Raw genomic sequence first — 20,905 nt, forward strand, 5'->3', positions numbered from 1 at the left:
ACAACAAAGAAATATTCCTTGTTGTTATTTTTGAAAATGAAATTAATTCATTTGTACCATCGGTTCAATTTTTGCCATAAAAGATTGATGAAGAGATTCTACACCATCTACTAAATATAGGCGATCAATGACAACAGATACTTTAATTTCAGATGTACTTACCATTTTAATATGAATATTTTCGTCTTTTAATGTAGAGAACATGTCAGCGGCAACACCTGGATTGGATACCATGCCGGATCCAACAATTGATACTTTTGCTAGATGATTTTCATATTCTACAGATTCATAGTGAAGTGCTTCTTGATTTTGTTCTAATACTTCTAATGTTTCTCTTAAGTCACCCGAATGAATAGAGAAGGATAGATGTACAGTACCTTCATTTGTAATACTTTGAATAATAATATCAACATTAATGTGAGCGGTAGCCAACGTAGAGAAAACAGTTGAAAGTGCTCCTTGTTCTAATCCTTTAATTGTTACGCGTGTAATATTATCTTCAAATGCAATACCTTTTACGATTGATTGTTGTTCCATGTTACATTCTCCCCTTACAATTGTTCCGTTTTCTTGTTCCATACTTGAACGAACTTCTAAAACTACGTTATGATTTTTCGCGAATTCAACAGCACGTGGATGCAGTACACCAGCACCAAGATTTGCGAGCTCTAACATTTCATCATAAGAAATTTCATCTAATTTATATGCGTCTTTTACAACGCGTGGATCAGTCGTGTATACACCTGTTACGTCTGTGTAAATATCACATTTTTTCGCTTTCAGCGCAGCTGCTAGTGCAACAGCAGTTGTATCAGAACCACCGCGGCCTAGTGTGGTAATTTCGTTCTCTTTACTTAGTCCTTGGAAGCCAGCAACGATTACAATTGTTCCTTCTTGTAAAAGGGATTGAATACGTTCAGTATTAATATCAGAGATTCTTGCACTTCCATGTACAGATTCAGTCGTAATACCAGCTTGCCACCCAGTTAGTGAAATAGCGTCGTATCCTTTTGCTTGCAGCGCCATTGTTAATAAAGAAATGGTAACTTGTTCGCCAGTTGTTAAAAGCATGTCCATTTCACGTTTACTCGGATTTTCGGTAATAGCAGTAGCAAGTGCGACAAGCTCATCTGTGCTTTTTCCCATTGCAGATACAACTGTAACAACACCGTTCCCTCGTTCATATTCTTCAATAATTAAATTTGCTACATGTTGAATGCGCTGAATACTTCCGACAGAAGTACCACCGAATTTTTGAACAATCGTTTCCATTACAAATTCCTTCTTTCATCCATTTTTATTAATTAATCAGGAAAGGTGTAAAAAACATATAAGAGAGATGTATAAGTCCCTAAATATTCCTGTAGTTACCGGAAAGAAAAACAAAAAAACACCATCTCAAATAGGTGAGGATGGTGCTGTTACAGGAAAAGGGAAACAGAAAAAGGAGCTAATAAAAAAACCGCCAAAAAAGAATATCATATAAAGCATGATATCTCTTTTTTGTAGATAGCTCTTCATATATACACGTCTGTACATATGACAGTTCTGTTTCTATTCGAAAACAGCCCCAATTAATAAATGCAGAGAAATTTATTAATTTCGGCAACACTTCCTTTTTTCTAAATTCATCGACATCTCTGTGTCTCCTTTAGAATACTTATAAGCGTTGCAACCTCTATCTCACGTTTTGGGCGAGAGTATTTGGTTTATAAAGTTGTTTGGTAACATTTGTTTTATAATAATTAAAATATTTTAGGAAATCAAGTGCTTTGTTAATATTTTGAAAATTAAGTCTTTTCGTGTAATGAAAGAATTATTTGAAAAATATAGATAGAATCGAATTTTACGTATACATTAGTGATATAGAGGGAGTGGAGGGAGAGAGGATGAAGAGGCAGAAACCGATTTATGTTCAAACAGAAATGGTAACATCAATGGATGAATTATGGAAGTATACGCAAGATCCGATGTTACATACAGAGTGGGATGCTCGCTTTACTGAAATATCATATTTAGAGAAACAAGATGATGAACCACAACGTTTTTTATACAAAACAAAAATCGGTTTTGGGCTTGAAATAGTTGGTGAAGGGGAATCGGTAGGGGAATTCCAAAAGGAAACAGGAGAAAGAATATCTTCGCTAAAATTTTGGACAGACAATAGACTTTCATTGATACAAATAGGAAGAGGCTATTGGAAATATACACCGAATGGAGAAATGATTTGCTTTGAAACGCAGTATGATTATGAGACGAGATTTGGTGGTGTAGGGAGGATTATAGATTCATATGTATTTCGGCCGCTATTAGGATGGGCGACAGCATGGAGCTTTGATGCTTTAAAATTATGGTTAGAAAAAGGGTTGCATCCTCGCTTGTTAATAAGAAAATCGATTACGTATTGGCTTATTTGTTTTTTACTTTCTTTTGTATGGATGTATCAAGGGCTTATACCAAAAGTATTATTTAATCACCCAGAAGAGGTACAGATGCTTTCTGTACTTATTGGTTCAAACGAAAATAGCATTCTTTCGCTTAAAATAATTGGCTTTTTAGAAATAGGATTCGGGATCATATGGTTGTTGCCGTTTCAAAAACAGAAGTTATTGCTGCTGCACATTATTATTTTAATTGGTCTAACCATAGTAGCAGGATTCACAAATATTTTGAGTTTTATCCAACCATTTAACCCCATTGCCTTAAATTTTATATTAATTGGATTATCAATTATTGGGTATATGAACAGTAGTGATTTACCAAGAGCGAAAAATTGTAAGAGAAAAAGAAGGGGGTAAATGCGTGGCTAGCATCTATGAAGTATTATTAGGAGAATCTTATCAGCAGCTACACCCGAAATTACAAAAACGTTATGCAATTACGGAAAACAATAGTTTTATAGGTGAAGGGAAAATGGATGAAATTGATGAAGGATCGTTTCTTGTCAAAATGCTTTTAAGAGTTGCATCTAAGTTTCGCATGTTCTTTTCAGAAAGAGGAAAAGAAGTACCGTTTACAATACATAATATTGCTGAAGAGGATGCGAAAGGAAATGCTTTTGTAAGGTGGAATCGGATGTTTCGGTTTGATAACAAAAAACGTTATTTCAATGCCGTTATGTACCTGAATACAAAACAGAATGAAATTATTGATTACTTTGGTGAACCGTACTTGCTCGTATCAACACTTGCCTTTTATGTTGATGAAGAAGGAGCAATGCATATCTCATCAAAAAAACAATGGTTTTACATACTTGGGAAGAAAATACCACTACCCAAATTTTTATATGGAGAGGCGAAAGTTATAGAGAGCTATGATGATGTATTAAACTGTTACAAAATTCATGTTCAAGTACGAAATCCATTATTTGGTCCGCTTTTCTCATATAAGGGAACGTTTGTAGAAAGGGATCAGACTAGATGAAAAATATAATTCTTGGCCTTATTTGTTATATGGTTTTTATTATATTGGAATGGCCGAAACTAAATCCCGTTGAATGTATCATAGTGTTATCTGTTTTTTTATTTATACCAATGTCACTATGCATTGTTGATAAGGAAAAAAGAGATGGATCACAGGTTTTATTTTATAAATTTGTATTGTTACTTTATCCGGTTGCTGCAATCAGTGCGATGATTGCCTTCATAACAGATTATTTTTTATTTGCAATGATTTGGTTTATATATACAGGCATTATTGCATTATTCGGCGTAAGTAGGTTACTAGAAAGAGGATGGAAGCCTTTAGAAGAGACGGCAATTGATAGCGGATTTATTTATTTGTTTTTAGGTGGTTTTTGGTTCTTTGCCTCTGTAGCAAATATATCCATTATGCAGTTTAGTTCAGATATTGTTTTGCTTACGGCAGCTCACTTTCATTATTCAGCCTTTTTACTACCTTTATCTGTAGGTTTACTTGGGAGAAAGCAACAAAAGAAAAGTAAACTATATAAATTTATCACGGTTATTATTGTTATTTCACCGATGACAGTAGCGATTGGTATTACTTATTCAAGAACATTCGAGTTCTTTGCGGTATTAATTTATCTCATCTCACTTTATGCTTATGGTGTTTATGTATGGAAAACAAAATTCACTTCGATAATTGCAAAAATCTTTCTTATCATTTCATCGAGTACACTTATGATAACGATTTTATTTTCGTTAGTATACTCATATGGGAACTTTAAGCAAGTTATGACGATCACAATTACGCAAATGGTTTGGATTCATGGTGTTGTGAATGGAATTGGTGTAACATTGCCTGCTTTTATTGGCTGGATGATTGAAAAGAATGTGCCAGCTTACATTCATTATGGAAAACCGATGAGTCGTATCAAAGGGAAGATGAAAGTGGGGGAAACGCTTTTCTTGCAACAGGATTTCATAAAGAAGAAAGAGTATACAGGTCTTGTAGAGCAAATGAGTGATTTTCATAGTATGGGGTTTGATGAAAGAAAAGTATCTCCACTTATCATTGATTTTTATGAGCATACGAAAAATTATCAATTAAAAGCAAACATTAAGTGGTCTCGTTGGTTTCGGCCCTTTGCCTTTCTCTATGAAAAAATAAGTAGACATATACAGCAAATTCATTTAGGAATGGGCAATAGATGGGAAGCTATGTATGGTAATATCATTGCGGTAAAAGGTGAACGAGATGGTAGAGAAGATGTGAGGGCATGGATTCGAAAAAATGAGCAGGATGAAACGATCTTTGTAGCTCTTTATTCACAGCATACATATAGAGGAGATACATATATGAATATTGCTTTGCCGCTACCATTTTCTAATATGACGGGTATTTTAAAATTACGTAATGATAACAAAGATCTTATCATTACTAGTCAGTTAAGAGAGAGTACAAAAGGAGACGAAGGGATTTATTTACATACCCCTTTCTTTACGATTCGATTACCGTTAGCTGAGACTTTTACGATAAAAGAAAAAACTGATCAGATTTTGACAGCGCACCATCAAATGTGGGTGTTTGGTGTGAGGTTTTTAGAGATTGATTATGAGATTGAGAGAACGGAAGGGAGATGTCGTTGAAATTTTTTTTGATATATCTAAAAACTAAATTATTAGAAAAGAAAGAAAAAAATAAATGTTATAATAAAAGGAAAAAGAAGGAAGATATTTAGAGGAAGGGGATACATATGCAAGGAGAAATACAGACAAAAAATAAGGGGAGTTATGTAAGTAATTTATTGTTACCTGTTACAAAATCACGGCAGTTTACTTTCTTATGGATTGGTCAGCTGCTTTCTGTACTTGGAAGCTCGGTTACAATGGTAATTCTTCCAGTAGTAGTATATACATTAACAGGTTCAACGGTGGTTATGGGGATGACGATGGCTATGTATATGCTTCCGAATATTCTTGTTTTACCGTTTTCTGGGTTAATCGTTGATCGCATGAATCGAGTTAAATTAATGTTATTTACTGATATTGTTCGATGCATAGTGATGATAACACTTGCGACACTTATTTTTACAGACACTTTAACAATCAATATTCTATATGTATTAGTAGCAGTATATGGACTAATGGAAGGCCTGTTTCAACCGGCATATGCAGCGGTGCGAGCAAGGGTTTTCGTGCCAGAAATTCGGAATGCAGCTAACGCATTAACGCAAATGAGTAATCAAGGCGTTCGTTTAATAGGCCCAGCGCTTGGCGGGCTTATTGTTTCAGTTGCATCGGCTGGAATCGGGTTTGGGTTAGATGCATTGACTTATTTGTTATCTTTTATTTGTTTATTGTTTTTAAAAGACGTAACAGCTAAAAAAGTACAGGAACAAACAAATCAAAAAATGAATCTCAAAAAAGATTTTACAGAAGGTATTGTTGTTTTAAAAAGCCATCCGTGGCTTTGGATTACAATTTTAGCATTTTCATTTATTAATATTTGTTACGCAGGAATTATCGTTGTATTAATCCCTTGGCTATTTAATATACATCATCAGTTTGAACCGTTTGTTTATGGACTTGGAATGGCGTGTTCTGGAGCTGGGGCTGTTGTGGCAGCTCTTATTTTTGGCGGGAGACAGAGGTGGCATAAACGAGGATTGCTTGCCTATGGAGGTGTTCTCATTAGTGGGATGTCACTTTTACTAATGCCTTTTGTTTCTTGGGCACCAGGATTAATAGGGTTAATGGCATTAGAGGGGTTTGGAATTATGATTTTTGGCCTAATATGGGAAACGAGCTTGCAAGAACTCGTGCCAGAAGAAGCGTTCGGAAGGGTAGCAAGTCTTGATATGTTAGGATCGTTTGCATTATTGCCGTTAGGGTATTTAGTTGTCGGTTGGTTGGCGAATATAATTGGTGGTACTGTGACAATTATCATTCTAGCTATTGCAGCAATTGTCGTAGTAGCAATCGCGCTACTTGTTCCGAGCATTCGCAAGTTTGATTAATATAGGTTAACAAAAAACAGTAAGCCCTGTTAAACGGTAGAGCTCACTGTTCCTGAAATACAAATGTTTGCGTAAATTGTTTTTCTGCTTTTTCGGGGTGACCATTATAACTAAAATCTTTCTCTTCCCAGCTAATAACAATATCAAATGAATTGGCGTCTTCATATAATGGGAATTTCATTTTTGTAAAACTAGTTTGACTATATGACACGCTCATATCAGACTTGTTGAAAGGCTTGAAAGAGGCTTTTGATTTCGGGTTATTGTGACGTATTTCAACTGATACGTTAGATACGTCCTTACCGATATTCTTTACAAGCAAGCTGTATGAATGAAACATATCTGCTTTTGATGGTAATGCTTGAGGATCCTTAGCCTTATCAACTTCAATATACCACTGCTTAGATTTTGATGTAACAGGGAGTTCTGCAAAAGTAAAAGCGCTTGTTTGAAGTGGAACTGCAAAACATATGAAAGCAAGTAAGAATAATATTTTTCTTGTCATGTATGATTCTCCAATTCGCTATAGCGGATAGTTTTGATTTTGTTAGCATTTTCTAATTTTAAAGAAGTTATGCATGTATATTTGATTTAGCAGTTATAGAAAAGTGACGCGACACATATGCTGCACTGGGATAACCCGGGAATTGTCGTAGAAGTGATAAGAAAGCACTGGACGGGAAGGTAGAAAATTATCTTATTGTGTATATGCACGAGTTATAAAGCTAATCTTTCTTAGTTGATAGAAGGATTAGCTTTATTTTATATGTAATTCTACAGGAAGAAAATGAACTTTTTTCAAGTTGGTAGGTAATAAATAGATAGGATGAATATGGGGAGGTGAAAACGTGGAGGAAACATTACTAATTCAGCTGGCGAAGGAGGGGAATATAGTAAACCAACATGAAACGTATAGGGGTTATGACACAATTGTAGTTCAAGGAGAATTTATAGGTGCTAATGCTAAAAAATTTCAAGCAAAAATATTTCATTATTGGTTTGATCGAAATACAGGACTTGTTTTGAAATATGAAAATCGAAATGAACAAGGAGAGGTAGTGGGTTATTTAGAAACGGAGTCCTTTGTTGTAAATACACCAATTGCAGATAGAGAATTTGCGGTGGATATTCCTCTTGATTATCAGAGACAAAATATGAATTCTAAGTAGTAAGGAGGTTATGAATGAGTAAATTAAGAAATGTTTATAGGCGGGATTATTATTGTGATATTGATTTTTTTATTTTTTGCGAAAGTTGAGAAAAATAAAAAGAGAAGTTGGTAATTTATGTTATAATATTATAAAAGTTTCGGAGGGGAAAATGATGAAAGGAAAGAAAAAGGAGATACAAACAAGCGATAAAGCGATTAGTTATACACATATAGAAATGGGTTCCAAAACGATTTGCTTTATGTTTTCAGGTTCCGGTTACAATTATGATAAACCCTTGTTTTATTATTCGACGATGGTAATGCTCCAAAACAAAATCGATGTTGTCCATATCCATTACGCCTATGATGAGCAAACAATGAAAAAAAATATTGAAGAAATAACCAAAATAATAATGGATGATATTAATCCTGTGATTTTAGATGCTTTAAAAAATGGGCAATACAACAATTCGATTTTTTTAGGAAAATCACTCGGAACAATTCCAATTGCGAATGACTTAATGAAGAGAGATGAATTCTTAAAGTCAAAAATGATTTTACTCACTCCTCTGATAAAGTCTGATTCGATTTTTGACTCAATCTTGAATAGTCATCATCAGGGGCTTTTAGTTATCGGGGATAAAGACCATCATTACAATTCAAATCAAATTGACCAATTAAGTAAATCAAATTTAAAGATTGATGTTGTCCAAAATGCAAACCATTCCTTAGATGTTGGAGAATTTGAAACAACAAATTCAATTTTAGCTTTATCAAGGGTAATGGAAAAACTCCAAGAAACCGTTAGGACAAATTAGTGATAAACTGATATTATCAAAAGTTCACCAATTTGGGTGCTAGTTCACTTGCTAAAATAACCATTTAAAAAAAGGTGCTAATTGCACCTCTTTTTAAATGGTTATTTTTAATTTTGTACTTCAAATCCGAACCCGTTAGGATTTTTCTACATAGTCTTTTGTTTTAAATTCTTTACAGGGTATGAAATGAAAATTTAATTGGTTACATTTTACAAATACTAAAATATAATGTATAATCAACAATCATATTAACATTGTTGATATGATTGTTGATTATATGAATTGCGAGGTGTCTTGAATGAAAGGAAGAGACGTTGTTTTAGGGCTATTGATGGAAAAAGAGCTGTCTGGCTATGACATAAAAATTGTATTTGAAGATGTGTTCACTCATTTTTTCGATGGAAGCTTTGGTATGATTTATCCAACTTTAAGGCAGTTAGAGAAGGAAGGGAAAATCAAAAAAGAGGTTATTATGCAAGAGAGAAAGCCAAATAAAAAAATGTACTTCATAACGGATGAAGGAAGAGAAGAGTTTTATCAATATATGAAGACTGATGTAGAGAAGGATGTGTTACGCTCGGACTTTTTAATGCGAATGTATTTTGGTAATTATGCTGATGGAGAGACAATGAAGAGATGGATTGAAGAAGAAATTGAAAGGAAAGAAGCATATATTGCAGATCTTCGCTTGAAATATGAGAAATGGAGAGAGGGTATAACATTTGTAGAGGAGATTTCGCTTGATGTTGGTATTGCATCGTATGCTGCGCAAGTTGAGACATTAAAGAAGAAATTAGTCCAACTTACACTGGAAGAAGATAGGGAAAACAAGGAATAAAAAGAAGTGCTAATTTATAAAGGGGGAGATTGCAATGGAGCAATCAAGGGGGCTTAAGATAGTGTTTTTGATGTGTTTAGGTATTTTTCTTTGTATGATTGATACCACCATTATGAACATCGCTTTACCAGCAATACAATCTAGTGTAAATACGTCATTAGAAAAAATGTCTTGGATATTAAATGTGTATACAATGACAATTGCGGTGCTAGCAATCCCGTTAGGACGTATTGCTGATATTTTTGGAAAGGCTAAGATGTACATCATTGGTTTAATCGTTTTTGGTGGTGGATCGGCGCTTTGTGCATTTGCGAATACTGGAGATTTTCTTATCTTTTCTCGCTTTATTCAAAGTATAGGAGCCGCGATTTTATTTCCGACGAGTATGGTAATTGGAGTATCAGCAGTTCCGTTAGCTAAGAGACACATTGCGCTTAGTATTTTAGGAGTAACACAAGGGTTTTCGGCGGCAATCGGACCAGTGATAGGTGGGGTTATTACAGGAAATTTAGGTTGGAGATGGGTATTTTTTGTCAATATTCCGATTTGTGTAATTGGAGTTGTTTTATGCTTTGTTATGCTACAAATAAAAAATGAAGAATGTATTAAATCCAAAATAGATTGGATCGGATTAGTATTAAGTAGCTCTGCAATTTTCTTTTTCACCCTTGTATTAGTTAAGGGGAACACATGGGGTTGGCTGAGTAACGTAGCGTGGATTTGCTATATTACTAGTATTCTCTCTCTCTTGTTATTTATTTTAGTCGAAAGAAAAGTTTCAGCGCCTATGGTGAATTTGCAGCTATTTAAAGATCGAACCTTTGTTGGAGCATCTATTGTGGTCATATTAAGCAATCTATTTTTGGTTGGAGTAACTGTCTTACTTCCGACTTTTCTTACAAAAATACAATATCGAACAGAAATGGAAGCGGCTTTTTTAGTTACACCTATTTCAGCAATGATATTTATTGTTTCCCCACTATCTGCAACGCTAATTAAAAAGCTTGGGAAAGTTTTTATTATTTTATCGGGTTTCATAGTGATGAGCATAGCGTATTATTGGTTACAAATGATAGGAGTAGATTCAACAAGTGCAGATATTATTATTCCTTGTATGATATTAGGTGCTGGATATGGTTTAGTCGTAGGTCCCATTACGATTTTAAGTGCTTCTTCATTTGAAGGGGAATTACTAACCGCTTCCCAAAGCATTGTATCGATGTTGAGACAAGTAGGGATTGTATTAGCTGTTGCTATATTTGTATCAACTTTAACTCATAATCTATCTGTAAATAAAGACAATGTTTATCGTTATGCTGAAGAGAAAGTTCGTAATATTCATGTGGATCAGGTTGAGCAAGAAAAAATATTGCAAATAACAAAAGAAAAAATCCGAAATAAAAGTTTAGAATCAAATGCTGAAAAAAAACAAAGTGAAGACAATCTCGGCTTGAGTAAGGAACAAAAAGAGAAATTGATTCATGAAAAAGTGAATGAAGCTTTAAATGGAGTTCCAGTGGAATATAGAGAAGGAAAAAGAGAAGAAATTACAAGGCAAGTAACAAAAGGAGTGGAAGAAAAAGAAAAAAGTATAAAGAAAGATATCCTTGCATTCTCAAATGATGTTAGTCATTATGCCGAAAATAAGATGGCAATGAGCTTTACAGATTTATATAAAGTAAGTGCACCAATTATTTTACTTTGTGGTTTGGTGAGTTTGGTGTTTTATAAAGGAAAGTTTCGACTTGGTAGGAGAAGAAAAGGGTTAGCGAGTAAGGGATGGTGAAGTAAATAAGGAATCAATATGATTTGATTAATGAGAGAAAAGCATTCCACAGCTGCAATGGTGGAATGCTTTTTTTATTTTAGATAAAGTGACTAATCGCTTAAAGCTCTTTTGAAAATATGCTTTGAGCTAATTCTTTAAAACTCGTTTCGTCTCTCGGTACGATTGATAAGTCCTCATGCCAAATCTCAACAATTTCCCAGCTATTTGTAGTTTGAAAGCCTATCGCATCGCCAGCAAAGTTATCACCAAATAATAAAACAGTTTTTATTTCTGGATTTTCATCTGCGTCATATATTTCATCCGCTTCAATAAGTCCTCCATAGAACATAAAATACGCATTAGAAACAGATCCGTATCCAACTTCTTTTAAGAAGATAATGTAATCTTGGGGTATACCATTAAGCATAGATTCTTCATCAATAATGGATTCAGTTAATTTACTAAAATCATAATCAGTTGGTGCATCATGGATCTTTTTTAGAATATCTTTGTATACCATATGTACACACTCCAAACGTTTTTGTGTAACCCCATATTATAATTTTATCTGTTTTGTTAACTTTGATTTTTCTTATAAACCATAAATCTTATATAACTTGCTTATTTATCTTTTATATTTCTAATTCTAGAGATACACACTATGAAATAAAGGCTATTATTAGCACAATACAAAATCCATATTTAATTATATTTGGATAAAAAAGAGAAATCAATACAATTTCATTTTGAAAATATAGAAAAAAGTGGAGTAACACATTTTATCCCGTAAAAGCTCGATTCGTTCAGCTAATCATCGGCGGGGAAGTGAAGACTCCCACTGATGGAAGTTTCACTTTATATTCGGAAATAAGTTATACGGTTAGAATTTTAATGGGGTTTATTGGAATAATACTAGGAGGTATATAATGTTTTTTGTTTAAAAAGGTGTCTCAATGATTGAGATACCAGTTCGTAATTGGTATGGATGGTGATTACAATAGAACAACAATTACATTATCTCATTTCGCATTTTGGATATTTCGGGATTATTATTGCTTTAGTGGGTGGAATTATCGGGTTACCGATACCTGATGAAACGTTGTTAACGTTTGTAGGGTACTATGTATATAAAGGGGAAATGAAATTTCTACTTGCATTACTAAGTGCATGTATCGGTTCGTCAATTGGTATTTCTATTAGTTATGTGTTAGGAGTGAAACTTGGGATTCCGTTTTTAAAGAAATTTGGTCCGAAAATACATATTACAGAAAATAAAATAAATCGAACACAGATTTTGTTTCAGAAGATTGGTCCTGCCTTATTATTTATTGGCTATTTTATTCCTGGGGTTCGCCATGTTACTGCCTATTTAGCTGGTATTTCTCGTTTTCGATTTTGGACTTTTTGCCTTTATGCATATTCAGGAGCATTATTATGGAGTTTCACCTTTATCAAGTTAGGATTAGAACTGGGAGAAAAGTGGCGTCATGTAGTACACTATGCTCACCGTTATAGCCTCATTCTTTTAATTGTGCTAGTTATCCTTGTGGGTTTGATTTTTGTATATTTTCGCTTCAAAAAAGATAGAAACTAAGTTATCCCGTTATTCGTGAGCAGTAATACTCCCACTTCAAGATATTCTCAGTAATTTTTTGGCATTAAAACGAGTAATTGATTATGATACAAGCCTTATTACACAAGGAGCGCTGAAGATTTATTTGAAAAGTGGCATGTTTCATACGCACAGTAAGCGACTTGCAAAAAAATATGCAAAAAAATCGATACTATTACATCAAGAAATTAAAAGACAACTCCAAGATTGTGAAGTTAGCATTGACTATAAAAGGCCGATTTCTCTTGATACAAAGTTACATCTTGCCTTACCGCAAAATATGAATGCAACTGATTTGATTCAACGTTTACATGCTGAACATGTACTATTGAGGCCTATTGATGAAAATTATTTATCAAATTTTTATAAAGAAAATATCATTAAAATAGATGCAAGAAATATAAATGCATCTATTATTTCAACCGGAATTCAAACTATAGTTCAAACAATATCTAGAATGAGCTAAGTAGTTGACTTGTGAATGACTCCTTCTTAACACTCTTATGAGTTGTTTGAAGAAGGGGCTTCCTGCTTCATAGAGGGTTGCTGCTTGGGGTTTCCCAAGCAGTCTTACATATTCTCCACAGGCGCCGTTTATACTGTTTGGACACAACCTTGCCCTTCAGTTTCAGTCTTCCGTCGTTCTCACATGTAATTGTTCTAATCCTTTTTGCAAAATGTTTAGACTCGCATTGTGATCCCGGTCTAATATCGTTCCACACTTTGTACAAATATGTGTCCGAATCGATAGGGATTTTTTTACGCGATTTCCACAGCTTGAACAATCTTGTGATGTGTATGCTGGATCTATTTTTACAAGTAGACCTCCAAATTTTTCGCACTTTTACAAAAGCACCCTAGCCCACATCAGAAATCGACTTTGACATTTTTCGATTCCGAACCATATTTCGGATATCGAGATTCTCTATACAAATCACCGATAAATCTTTTCATATAAACATTTTAAATAAGTTAAACTATCAAAATGAAAAAAGAACCTTACAAAAATGTAATGTTTATGTCACAAAATAAGATAGTACATTGTGAGTAATCTTATTAAAATTGAATAGATTATGATTTGTAGGTGGAAACAATAAAAAAATATAATAAGAATTTATTAGAGTCCAAAGGTATATTTTGTTGAAATGTAGCGTGGACTCTATAGCAATAAAGGAGATTATGTAATGAATTTTAAAGACTTAGATTATGAATGGTTCAACTTTATAAATAGTAAGGTACAGCAATATCCACTGATAGATGATGTAATGATTATATTTGCAGAATATGTACAATATGCTTTCGTGTTACTACTCATCCTGTTATGGATAAAGAATAAACCTCAATTTCGTGTAATGGCTTTTCAATCGATTGTTGCGTTTACTTTAGCGTATTCCATCAATAGAATTATCGAGATATTTATTTATAGAGAGCGTCCTTTTGTCTCACATAACATCACAAAACTTGTAGATCATGCTGCCAATTCTTCTTTTCCAAGTGATCATGCAACATCAGCTGTTGTAATTGCAGCTACACTATTGCTATCTGCCTATCGTTTTAAATATACTTGGTTTTTCTTAGCACTTGGTGTAGCTTTTTCGAGAATATGGGTAGGAGTACATTATCCATTGGATGTAATTGCAGGATGTGTACATGGAATATTAATAGCATTATTTACGCAGTACGTTGTATTTAAAATACGACCTTTCGCTACATTAATTGCGAAACCTATTTTTCAAGGGAAAACGAGCTGAAAAGAGTCGAATCGGTGGAGTAAGTGCTAACGTGTGCATGAGAGAATAGTCAGCAATAGAAAAATAGTTACACGATTTTTAGTAAGTATATATTGAAAAATGTTCTATTGTGAAATCATGTAAATGAACCAATCATCGATATCATCGAGGGTTGGTTCATTTTATTATAGAGAATTTTACTCAATACTTTTTCTCATTCCTCAGAAAGGTTCTATATGCATCAAAATCTTCAAAGGGATAGAAAGCATTTGTAAAGAATTTATGTAATGTATATTATAATATTAAATTTAAACATTATAATTTTAAATGAATGTATCGTATACTGGGTTTAAAACTAAATGAAAATGTATATGAGAAATTGAAGGTGAGAAGTTTTGGATTGTATTCAAAAACTAACTAGTATTTATGGCTTAGGGCTTTGTTGCGGATTGTGGAGCAAAGAAGAAGTAATTCAATGGTGTGATAAAGTGATTGAAGTGAGTGACAGCCCGCCATATGAAATAATTGAGATATCCTTAATGTCTAAAGAAAAGATAGATGATATTGAAGGGAAGTTATTTGAGTTTAGTAGAATAGTTGATGAAGAGTATGCTGTGAAATTAACTCTTTCTGTAATTCATGAAAAGTTAGTACGAAATGAGCTAATGATTGAAGAGTCAATTAAATCCACAACTAGACTTTTAGTCAACAGAGGTTTGTATTGGGAAGATGAATATCGTGATTTATATAGTGTTGATGATAGTTATGAATTAGCTAAAAATGGCGATCATTTTGATTTAGTTGAAGTTGTTAACATTTACATTGAAATGTTAGGGTTTTATGGTAAATATTTTAGTGAGTTTGAAAATTTGTATTTTAAAGTAATGGAGAATAAATGGGGTAGATAAAAGAATTGAAGATAAATTTAGTAACAAGAAGGCTTATTCGTAATCATATTAACAATGTGATGTGTAGAGTTTGCAAATAAATGAGAGAATCTTAGTTTAATAAATAAAAAACATTTGTGCCTAAGAAAAAACTGCCCTAAATCAAAGCATTTGGGCAGTTTTTTTGTTTTTCTCTTTTAGAAAGAAAAGAACGGATGAAAATGTTATTGAATATGAAACATTAAACATAGTACATTTAAAAAAGGAAAATCTTTCATAAAGAAGGTGAGAAAATGCTTGATACAGCTGATGGTTCAATAAGGAATCATATGTATACAGTAGAAGAACAACAAAAGATATATAAACGAACATTAGTGATCGTAAGTATTTCACAAATGTTTGGTGGTGCGGGATTGGCTGCTGGAATTACGGTAGGCGCACTTCTTGCGCAGCAAATGCTTGGAACAGATGCATTCGCGGGATTGCCAGCAGCCATGTTTACAATGGGATCTGCAGGAGCAGCCTTAGTAGTAGGAAGGCTTTCTCAGCGTTATGGACGCCGGATCGGGCTTGCGACAGGATTTATGGTAGGAGGGCTTGGTGCTATTGGTGTTGTAATCGCAGCTTTAACAAATAGTATTATTCTCTTACTTGCTTCCTTACTTATATATGGTGCAGGCACAGCCACAAATTTACAAGCCCGTTATGCCGGTACGGATTTAGCAAATAAGAAGCAAAGGGCGACTGCTATTAGTATTACAATGGTTATGACGACTTTTGGTGCGGTAGCAGGACCCAATTTGGTAGGGGTAATGGGGAACTTTGCTCTTTCTATTGGTGTTCCTGAACTTGCTGGTCCGTTCATATTATCAGCAGCTGCATTTTTGTTAGCAGGTCTCGTACTTTTCGTTATGCTTCGTCCAGATCCATTAATAATAGCGAACAGGATAGAAACATATAAACAGGAACATACAAATAAAGGGCGTGCGATAACTGAGAAATCGATAGCAAATAAAAGGGGCATTACAGTTGGGGCCATCGTTATGATACTTACTCAAGTTGTCATGGTTGCGATTATGACTATGACTCCCGTACATATGGAACACCATGGTCATGGATTAAATGAAGTGGGCCTTGTTATTGGATTTCATGTAGGAGCAATGTACCTTCCATCACTTGTTACAGGAATTCTTGTTGATAAGATTGGTCGAATGGCAATGAGTATTGCTTCCGGAGTTATACTACTTAGTGCGGGAGTGGTAGCTGCCATTGCACCAAGCGATTCTTTAATACTCCTGATTGTTGCCCTTTCTTTACTTGGATTAGGGTGGAATCTTGGTTTAATAAGTGGTACTGCTCAAATTGTTGATGCAACAGAACCTTTAACGCGTGCAAAGACACAAGGGAAAGTGGATGTTTTTATTGCATTGGCAGGAGCTTCTGGGGGAGCAATGTCCGGCATGGTGGTAGCGAATTCGAGTTATGCGGCATTATCATTAGCTGGAGGGGCGTTAGCCTTATTACTCATTCCTGTTGTGATATGGTCTAGAAAAGGTGAAGAACATGAAATAAAATAGAAGTCCTGAAAGTTTTGCAGATTGATTTGTACTGACAGAGAAAAAGAGATGGATAAATAGTTACTAAAAGAAATCAAAGAAGTTACTGCACAAAATGAATCTCATAAAATTGTAAGAGGTATATCTTCTTTTAATAGCTTAGTAGAGGATGAAGCCCTCCGCTGATAAAAGGTGTACTTTAGTAGAAGGCTTGTCTGCAATCATATTAGTAATGTGATGCAAAAACTAAGGGTTAGAGGAGTACACAAGTGGTTATTGAGCTTTTTCATATAGAAGAACTGAAATTATAATAGATGGGCCAACTTTGTAGAAAAAGTTGGCCATTTTTTCTATTCTTTTTCGCTTTATACGAATTACAGTATAGAAACAGAGGAGATATGTTGAAAATGCATGGTTGATTTAACAACATTGCAAAATCAACCATGTATTTTCAAAGTTTCTTTGCAATAAATCTTCTTTTTTGATCCAGAAATATAATAAGCCAGTGTCTCCCCAATCCATTTCAGATTCATCATTGGTATCAAGTTGTAACAGTAACATCCAATCTTGGGCGCTGCCAGGCAAATGTTTTATCTCTTGATCTGAGGGGTACCCATTTCCTAAATAGATTCCGTTTGTAACAAGATGACACTCTTCCGCCATTGCTTCTGATTGTATAGCTTGTGCGGAGCCGAGTAAATGATGCAATCCATCGATATACAATTCTTCTATTTCTTTATAAAGATCCCATTCATCATCATTTGATAAACCTGTTTCTCCGACTTTTTCTTTTGCTAATGTCCAAGTTTCTTGAAAGGAGATGATGGAAGGAGGGAACACTTCTGTTTGAAGTTCTCGTCGTTTTAGGTTTTCTATATTTTCCGTGTACAGAACGCGATGCCCTCCAATATCTCTTAGGTCAAACCCCCATGGTTGTTCTTCTGCGTCATAAAAGAAATATAACATGCCCTTCGTAGGCAGTGGGTTTCCTTTGTGATAAGGTTGTATTTCTTCTAAATTCAGCTGTCCAATAAAGTGTAACGGTATGTCGTTGTATGTTGGAATCTTTAATTCATCAGGTAAGTCTGGAAACCCTCCTAATTTTGAGGTTCCTACTGCTATTTGCTCATCAGATCCTTTACGTAGACGAATTTGAATTGTTGGCTCAAGAGAATTTGAAATATGTTTTTCTAGATGCATGGCACTATATTTTTCGAGCACGTTTTGTAGTGTTTGTTTCATAATGTATCACCCCACTCTTATTGTACAACAACTTGTTTGTGTTTTCTGGAAATAATCAAAAATATTGAAAATTATGTTAAAATAGCGTTAGTGTAGGGAAAGGGGGATTATTTTATGACAAAAGATCGTCTTGCTCAAGTAGATTTAACGAAAAGAATGGAATCAAAATCAAAGTATAATAAGAAGCTTGAAAAGTATCAAAAGCGCTTATTAGCGTTGCAGCAAATTTTACAAAAAGAAAAAATAGCCGTTATTATGGCGATGGAAGGTTGGGATGCGGCTGGAAAAGGAGGGGCAATTAAACGAATTACTGAGCATCTGGATCCGCGTGGATTTCAAGTAAATCCAATTGGTGCGCCTGCTCCTCATGAAAAACGTTATCATTATTTGCAACGCTTCTGGAGGAAAATTCCTCAGTATGGTCAAATCACAATTTTTGATCGCTCCTGGTATGGTCGTGTATTGGTAGAGCGTGTAGAGGCATTCGCTACAAAGGAAGAATGGAATAGAGCATACGATGAAATCAATGATTTCGAAAAATTATTAACAGATGATCATTACATAGTAGCAAAATTCTTCTATCATATTAGTAAAGATGAGCAGTTAGTGCGATTTAAAGATCGAGAGAAAAATCCTCTTAAGAGATGGAAAATTACAGATGAAGATTGGCGCAATCGTGAAAAGTGGGATGAATACGCCCGGGCAATGGAAGAAATGTTTGAGAAAACAGATAAACCGAATGCAAGATGGAATATTATCGCTAGTAACGATAAATTATATGCGCGTGTGAAAACATTGAAAGTGATCATTTCATTGATTGAGGATTATTTCTTGCAGCATAGAATAGAATTGCCATCATACTATTATGAAATGAAAGAAGAAAAAGAAGAGATTGAACACGTGCAAGATATAGGTCGTTAAGCTTGTATGGGATGAATTCGATTCATTAATTATAGATTTCACCCATAAAGTGTTGCAAAATAAAAAACGAGAACTTTATTAAATTATGCGTAAAAAAATGAAGAATACACTAGAAAAATAATGATTTTATTTATGCCCGTAAGTGAAGTTTAATGTTGTGAAAACTACATAATTATGCTAAGATTTATGTAACTTTTAATGAACGGAGGGGTCTCCTTTGATTTTAATCAGATTACGTCTCAAAGCTTTGTGCCGATAATTGAATAGCGCTCAAAGGCTCTGTCTGTGTACAGAGTGAACGGGATTGGTCTGCCTATTTTAAAGGAACCCTTTATTGAACTGATATGTGAAAAGAGGGAGGGACGAATACGCCCTCTTTTTGTTTTGCCTTTATAATAGAATGATGTGATATACGTATATGTTTTTGGATACGTATATCATTTGTGACGTATTGACCATGTAGCAATTTGGAAGCAATGTTGCTTTCTTTTGTTTATTTGGTGTACTCTCATCCGTTTACGAAAAACACAGGCAGTGACCTGTGTTTTTTAATTTTACGTAATCGAAATGGAGGAATAAATATATGGAAGAACTAGTACAAAAAGCGATATTAGTTGGAGTTAATTTAAATAGTGAAAGTGATTTTGAATATTCAATGGAGGAGTTAACGAATCTTGCAGAAGCTTGTGATGTGGAAGTTATAGGGAGAGTTACGCAAAATTTACATCGCGTGAATCCATCACATTATATTGGAAAAGGGAAAATTGAAGAGGTTTCTGCTTTTGTGAAGGAAGCAGATGCGAATATGGTTATTTTTAATGATGAGTTATCGCCTTCACAAATTCGAAATTTAGAAGCTGACTTAGATTGTAAAGTAATTGATCGTACCATTTTAATTTTAGATATTTTTGCGCAGCGTGCTAAGACGAAAGAAGCGCAGTTGCAAGTTGAAGTCGCGCACCTACAATATATGATGCCGCGTTTAATCGGTCTTCGTGAATCTTTAGGAAGACAGAGCGGCGGCGTTGGTACGAAGAATAAAGGTGTCGGTGAGAAGAAATTAGAGCTGGACCGTCGTAAAATTGAAGAGCAAATTGCAGTATTAAATAAAGAATTAGAAGCGCTTGTTGCACAACGTCAAACGCAGCGTAAACAGCGTAAGAAAAACGAAATTCCTGTTGTTTCATTAGTAGGATATACAAATGCAGGTAAATCAACGATTATGAATACGATGCTTGAAATCTTTAATGGTTCGACTGAGAAGCAAGTGTTTGAAAAGGATATGCTATTTGCGACCTTGGAAACATCCGTACGCAATATTGAACTTCCAGATAATAAATCATTCTTATTAACAGATACAGTTGGTTTTGTAAGCAAATTACCGCATCATCTTGTGAAAGCATTCCGTTCAACGTTAGAAGAAGTAGCGGAGGCGGATTTATTGATTCATGTAGTGGATTATGCAAATCCAAATTATGAACAATTAATTGAGATTACAAACCAAACATTAAAACAAATTGGTGTTGAAAACATCCCAACGATTTATGCGTATAATAAATCAGATATGATGGATGTTGAAATTCCGAAAATCCAGGAGGACCGAGTATATCTATCTGCAAAACAACAAATTGGGATTGAAGAGCTTGTAGAAATGATTCGTTCTTACATTTACAAAGAGTATACAAAGTGTGAGATGTTAATTCCTTATGATCAAGGGCAAGTTGTATCCTATTTCAATGATCATGCTCATGTTGTATCTACGAGCTATGAAAATGAAGGTACAAAACTTTCACTCGAATGTAAGACGAGTGATTTTGAAAAATATAAGCGTTTTGTTATTTAAAATGAAAAAAACATTGATTTTATTTGAAATTTCTAGCTATACTAAAAATAGTGTTAATGAAATTGAAAGAACGGAAGGGTGACCCAATTACATGAAGTACTAATCCTATTTACGAAAAC

At 34.3% G+C, this 20,905-nt stretch carries 19 protein-coding genes, 1 pseudogene and 1 riboswitch; of the genes and pseudogenes, 15 read left to right on the forward strand and 5 right to left on the reverse strand.

Going from position 1 to position 20,905, the window contains the following annotated elements; translation table 11 throughout:
* Positions 1-42: 42 nt before the first annotated feature.
* Positions 43-1,272 (reverse strand): aspartate kinase, encoded by a 1,230-nt coding sequence (locus ORL93_RS13170; protein ID WP_097794168.1) that lies wholly within the window; start codon positions 1,270-1,272, stop codon positions 43-45.
* A 230-nt stretch (positions 1,273-1,502) separates the two neighbouring features.
* A riboswitch (Lysine riboswitch) is annotated at positions 1,503-1,689 on the reverse strand.
* A 200-nt stretch (positions 1,690-1,889) separates the two neighbouring features.
* Between ORL93_RS13170 and ORL93_RS13175 the strand changes: the two genes are divergently transcribed.
* The 4 genes from ORL93_RS13175 (at position 1,890) to ORL93_RS13190 (ending at position 6,421) form a co-directional block, all read left to right on the forward strand.
* Positions 1,890-2,798 (forward strand): DoxX-like family protein, encoded by a 909-nt coding sequence (locus ORL93_RS13175; RefSeq protein WP_265959120.1) that lies wholly within the window; start codon positions 1,890-1,892, stop codon positions 2,796-2,798.
* A 4-nt stretch (positions 2,799-2,802) separates the two neighbouring features.
* Positions 2,803-3,423, forward strand: coding sequence for a DUF4166 domain-containing protein (locus ORL93_RS13180; RefSeq protein ID WP_097794167.1), 621 nt, complete (start codon positions 2,803-2,805; stop codon positions 3,421-3,423).
* The gene (locus tag ORL93_RS13185; protein ID WP_265959121.1) at positions 3,420-5,051 is read left to right on the forward strand and encodes a YndJ family protein; all 1,632 of its coding nucleotides are present in this window, start codon (positions 3,420-3,422) and stop codon (positions 5,049-5,051) included. The genes ORL93_RS13180 and ORL93_RS13185 overlap by 4 nt, the downstream gene beginning before the upstream one ends.
* A 107-nt stretch (positions 5,052-5,158) precedes the next feature.
* Positions 5,159-6,421: an MFS transporter gene (locus ORL93_RS13190; protein WP_006094432.1), complete on the forward strand. Its 1,263-nt coding sequence runs from the start codon at positions 5,159-5,161 to the stop codon at positions 6,419-6,421.
* A gap of 43 nt (positions 6,422-6,464) precedes the next feature.
* Here the strand turns inward: ORL93_RS13190 and ORL93_RS13195 are convergent, their stop codons facing one another.
* On the reverse strand, positions 6,465-6,926 hold the full coding sequence (locus ORL93_RS13195) for a hypothetical protein (protein ID WP_003196732.1): 462 nt from the start codon (positions 6,924-6,926) through the stop codon (positions 6,465-6,467).
* A gap of 343 nt (positions 6,927-7,269) precedes the next feature.
* Here ORL93_RS13195 and ORL93_RS13200 point away from each other — a divergent pair, with 343 nt between their 5' ends.
* From ORL93_RS13200 to ORL93_RS13215, 4 genes are all read left to right on the forward strand, one after another.
* Positions 7,270-7,590 carry a hypothetical protein gene (locus ORL93_RS13200; protein WP_006094433.1) on the forward strand — a complete coding sequence of 107 codons (321 nt, stop codon included), beginning with the start codon at positions 7,270-7,272 and terminating at the stop codon, positions 7,588-7,590.
* Between the two features lie 154 nt (positions 7,591-7,744).
* A complete protein-coding gene (locus ORL93_RS13205) occupies positions 7,745-8,389 on the forward strand; it encodes an alpha/beta family hydrolase (protein WP_097794165.1) in 645 nt (214 codons plus the stop codon).
* A gap of 298 nt (positions 8,390-8,687) precedes the next feature.
* Positions 8,688-9,227, forward strand: a complete 540-nt coding sequence (locus tag ORL93_RS13210) for a PadR family transcriptional regulator (RefSeq protein ID WP_097794164.1) — start codon at positions 8,688-8,690, stop codon at positions 9,225-9,227.
* Positions 9,228-9,261: 34 nt separating this feature from the next.
* Entirely contained in the window at positions 9,262-11,013 is a 1,752-nt protein-coding gene (locus ORL93_RS13215; RefSeq protein WP_265959122.1) for an MFS transporter, read from the forward strand.
* A gap of 100 nt (positions 11,014-11,113) precedes the next feature.
* Here ORL93_RS13215 and ORL93_RS13220 read toward each other — a convergent pair whose 3' ends face one another.
* Entirely contained in the window at positions 11,114-11,515 is a 402-nt protein-coding gene (locus tag ORL93_RS13220; RefSeq protein WP_097794162.1) for an SMI1/KNR4 family protein, read from the reverse strand.
* A 477-nt stretch (positions 11,516-11,992) separates the two neighbouring features.
* On the opposite strand from ORL93_RS13220, the gene ORL93_RS13225 reads away from it, so the two are divergent.
* Both ORL93_RS13225 and ORL93_RS13230 read left to right on the forward strand, forming a co-directional pair.
* Complete coding sequence (locus ORL93_RS13225) at positions 11,993-12,589, forward strand: DedA family protein (RefSeq protein WP_033796992.1); 597 nt, start codon at positions 11,993-11,995, stop codon at positions 12,587-12,589.
* 58 nt (positions 12,590-12,647) lie between these two features.
* Positions 12,648-13,073, forward strand: coding sequence for a hypothetical protein (locus ORL93_RS13230; RefSeq protein WP_097794161.1), 426 nt, complete (start codon positions 12,648-12,650; stop codon positions 13,071-13,073).
* 162 nt (positions 13,074-13,235) lie between these two features.
* On the opposite strand, the pseudogene ORL93_RS13235 reads toward ORL93_RS13230, so the two are convergent.
* Positions 13,236-13,548: pseudogene (locus ORL93_RS13235) on the reverse strand (RNA-guided endonuclease InsQ/TnpB family protein); the annotation flags it as partial.
* A 243-nt stretch (positions 13,549-13,791) separates the two neighbouring features.
* Between ORL93_RS13235 and ORL93_RS13240 the strand changes: the two are divergent.
* From ORL93_RS13240 to ORL93_RS13250, 3 genes are all read left to right on the forward strand, one after another.
* Entirely contained in the window at positions 13,792-14,358 is a 567-nt protein-coding gene (locus tag ORL93_RS13240; RefSeq protein ID WP_006094441.1) for an undecaprenyl-diphosphatase, read from the forward strand.
* A gap of 374 nt (positions 14,359-14,732) precedes the next feature.
* Entirely contained in the window at positions 14,733-15,245 is a 513-nt protein-coding gene (locus ORL93_RS13245; protein ID WP_018766695.1) for a hypothetical protein, read from the forward strand.
* A 272-nt stretch (positions 15,246-15,517) separates the two neighbouring features.
* Positions 15,518-16,801: an MFS transporter gene (locus ORL93_RS13250; protein WP_097794160.1), complete on the forward strand. Its 1,284-nt coding sequence runs from the start codon at positions 15,518-15,520 to the stop codon at positions 16,799-16,801.
* A 399-nt stretch (positions 16,802-17,200) separates the two neighbouring features.
* On the opposite strand, the gene ORL93_RS13255 is transcribed toward ORL93_RS13250, so the two are convergent.
* The gene (locus ORL93_RS13255) at positions 17,201-18,022 is read right to left on the reverse strand and encodes a YwqG family protein (protein WP_097794159.1); all 822 of its coding nucleotides are present in this window, start codon (positions 18,020-18,022) and stop codon (positions 17,201-17,203) included.
* A 114-nt stretch (positions 18,023-18,136) separates the two neighbouring features.
* Here ORL93_RS13255 and ORL93_RS13260 point away from each other — a divergent pair, with 114 nt between their 5' ends.
* Both ORL93_RS13260 and hflX read left to right on the forward strand, forming a co-directional pair.
* Positions 18,137-18,943, forward strand: a complete 807-nt coding sequence (locus ORL93_RS13260; RefSeq protein ID WP_098134988.1) for a polyphosphate kinase 2 family protein — start codon at positions 18,137-18,139, stop codon at positions 18,941-18,943.
* Positions 18,944-19,526: 583 nt separating this feature from the next.
* On the forward strand, positions 19,527-20,786 hold the full coding sequence (gene hflX / locus ORL93_RS13265; RefSeq protein WP_003206751.1) for a GTPase HflX: 1,260 nt from the start codon (positions 19,527-19,529) through the stop codon (positions 20,784-20,786).
* The last annotated feature ends 119 nt before the right edge of the window (positions 20,787-20,905 follow it).

The organism is Bacillus sp. DHT2, assembly GCF_026241455.1.
In the GTDB taxonomy this organism is placed as follows: domain Bacteria; phylum Bacillota; class Bacilli; order Bacillales; family Bacillaceae_G; genus Bacillus_A; species Bacillus_A pseudomycoides.

Bases quoted from the DNA above. Each gene is read 5' to 3' on its own strand.
- ORL93_RS13175 (WP_265959120.1), top strand. From the start codon at position 1,890: ATGAAGAGGCAGAAACCGATTTATGTTCAAACAGAAATGGTAACATCA.
- ORL93_RS13190 (WP_006094432.1), top strand. From the start codon at position 5,159: ATGCAAGGAGAAATACAGACAAAAAATAAGGGGAGTTATGTAAGTAAT.
- hflX (WP_003206751.1), top strand. From the start codon at position 19,527: ATGGAAGAACTAGTACAAAAAGCGATATTAGTTGGAGTTAATTTAAAT.
- ORL93_RS13240 (WP_006094441.1), top strand. From the start codon at position 13,792: ATGAATTTTAAAGACTTAGATTATGAATGGTTCAACTTTATAAATAGT.
- ORL93_RS13260 (WP_098134988.1), top strand. From the start codon at position 18,137: ATGACAAAAGATCGTCTTGCTCAAGTAGATTTAACGAAAAGAATGGAA.
- ORL93_RS13170 (WP_097794168.1), bottom strand. From the start codon at position 1,272: ATGGAAACGATTGTTCAAAAATTCGGTGGTACTTCTGTCGGAAGTATT.
- ORL93_RS13185 (WP_265959121.1), top strand. From the start codon at position 3,420: ATGAAAAATATAATTCTTGGCCTTATTTGTTATATGGTTTTTATTATA.
- ORL93_RS13255 (WP_097794159.1), bottom strand. From the start codon at position 18,022: ATGAAACAAACACTACAAAACGTGCTCGAAAAATATAGTGCCATGCAT.
- ORL93_RS13215 (WP_265959122.1), top strand. From the start codon at position 9,262: ATGGAGCAATCAAGGGGGCTTAAGATAGTGTTTTTGATGTGTTTAGGT.
- ORL93_RS13250 (WP_097794160.1), top strand. From the start codon at position 15,518: ATGCTTGATACAGCTGATGGTTCAATAAGGAATCATATGTATACAGTA.
- ORL93_RS13210 (WP_097794164.1), top strand. From the start codon at position 8,688: ATGAAAGGAAGAGACGTTGTTTTAGGGCTATTGATGGAAAAAGAGCTG.
- ORL93_RS13195 (WP_003196732.1), bottom strand. From the start codon at position 6,926: ATGACAAGAAAAATATTATTCTTACTTGCTTTCATATGTTTTGCAGTT.
- ORL93_RS13205 (WP_097794165.1), top strand. From the start codon at position 7,745: ATGAAAGGAAAGAAAAAGGAGATACAAACAAGCGATAAAGCGATTAGT.
- ORL93_RS13220 (WP_097794162.1), bottom strand. From the start codon at position 11,515: ATGGTATACAAAGATATTCTAAAAAAGATCCATGATGCACCAACTGAT.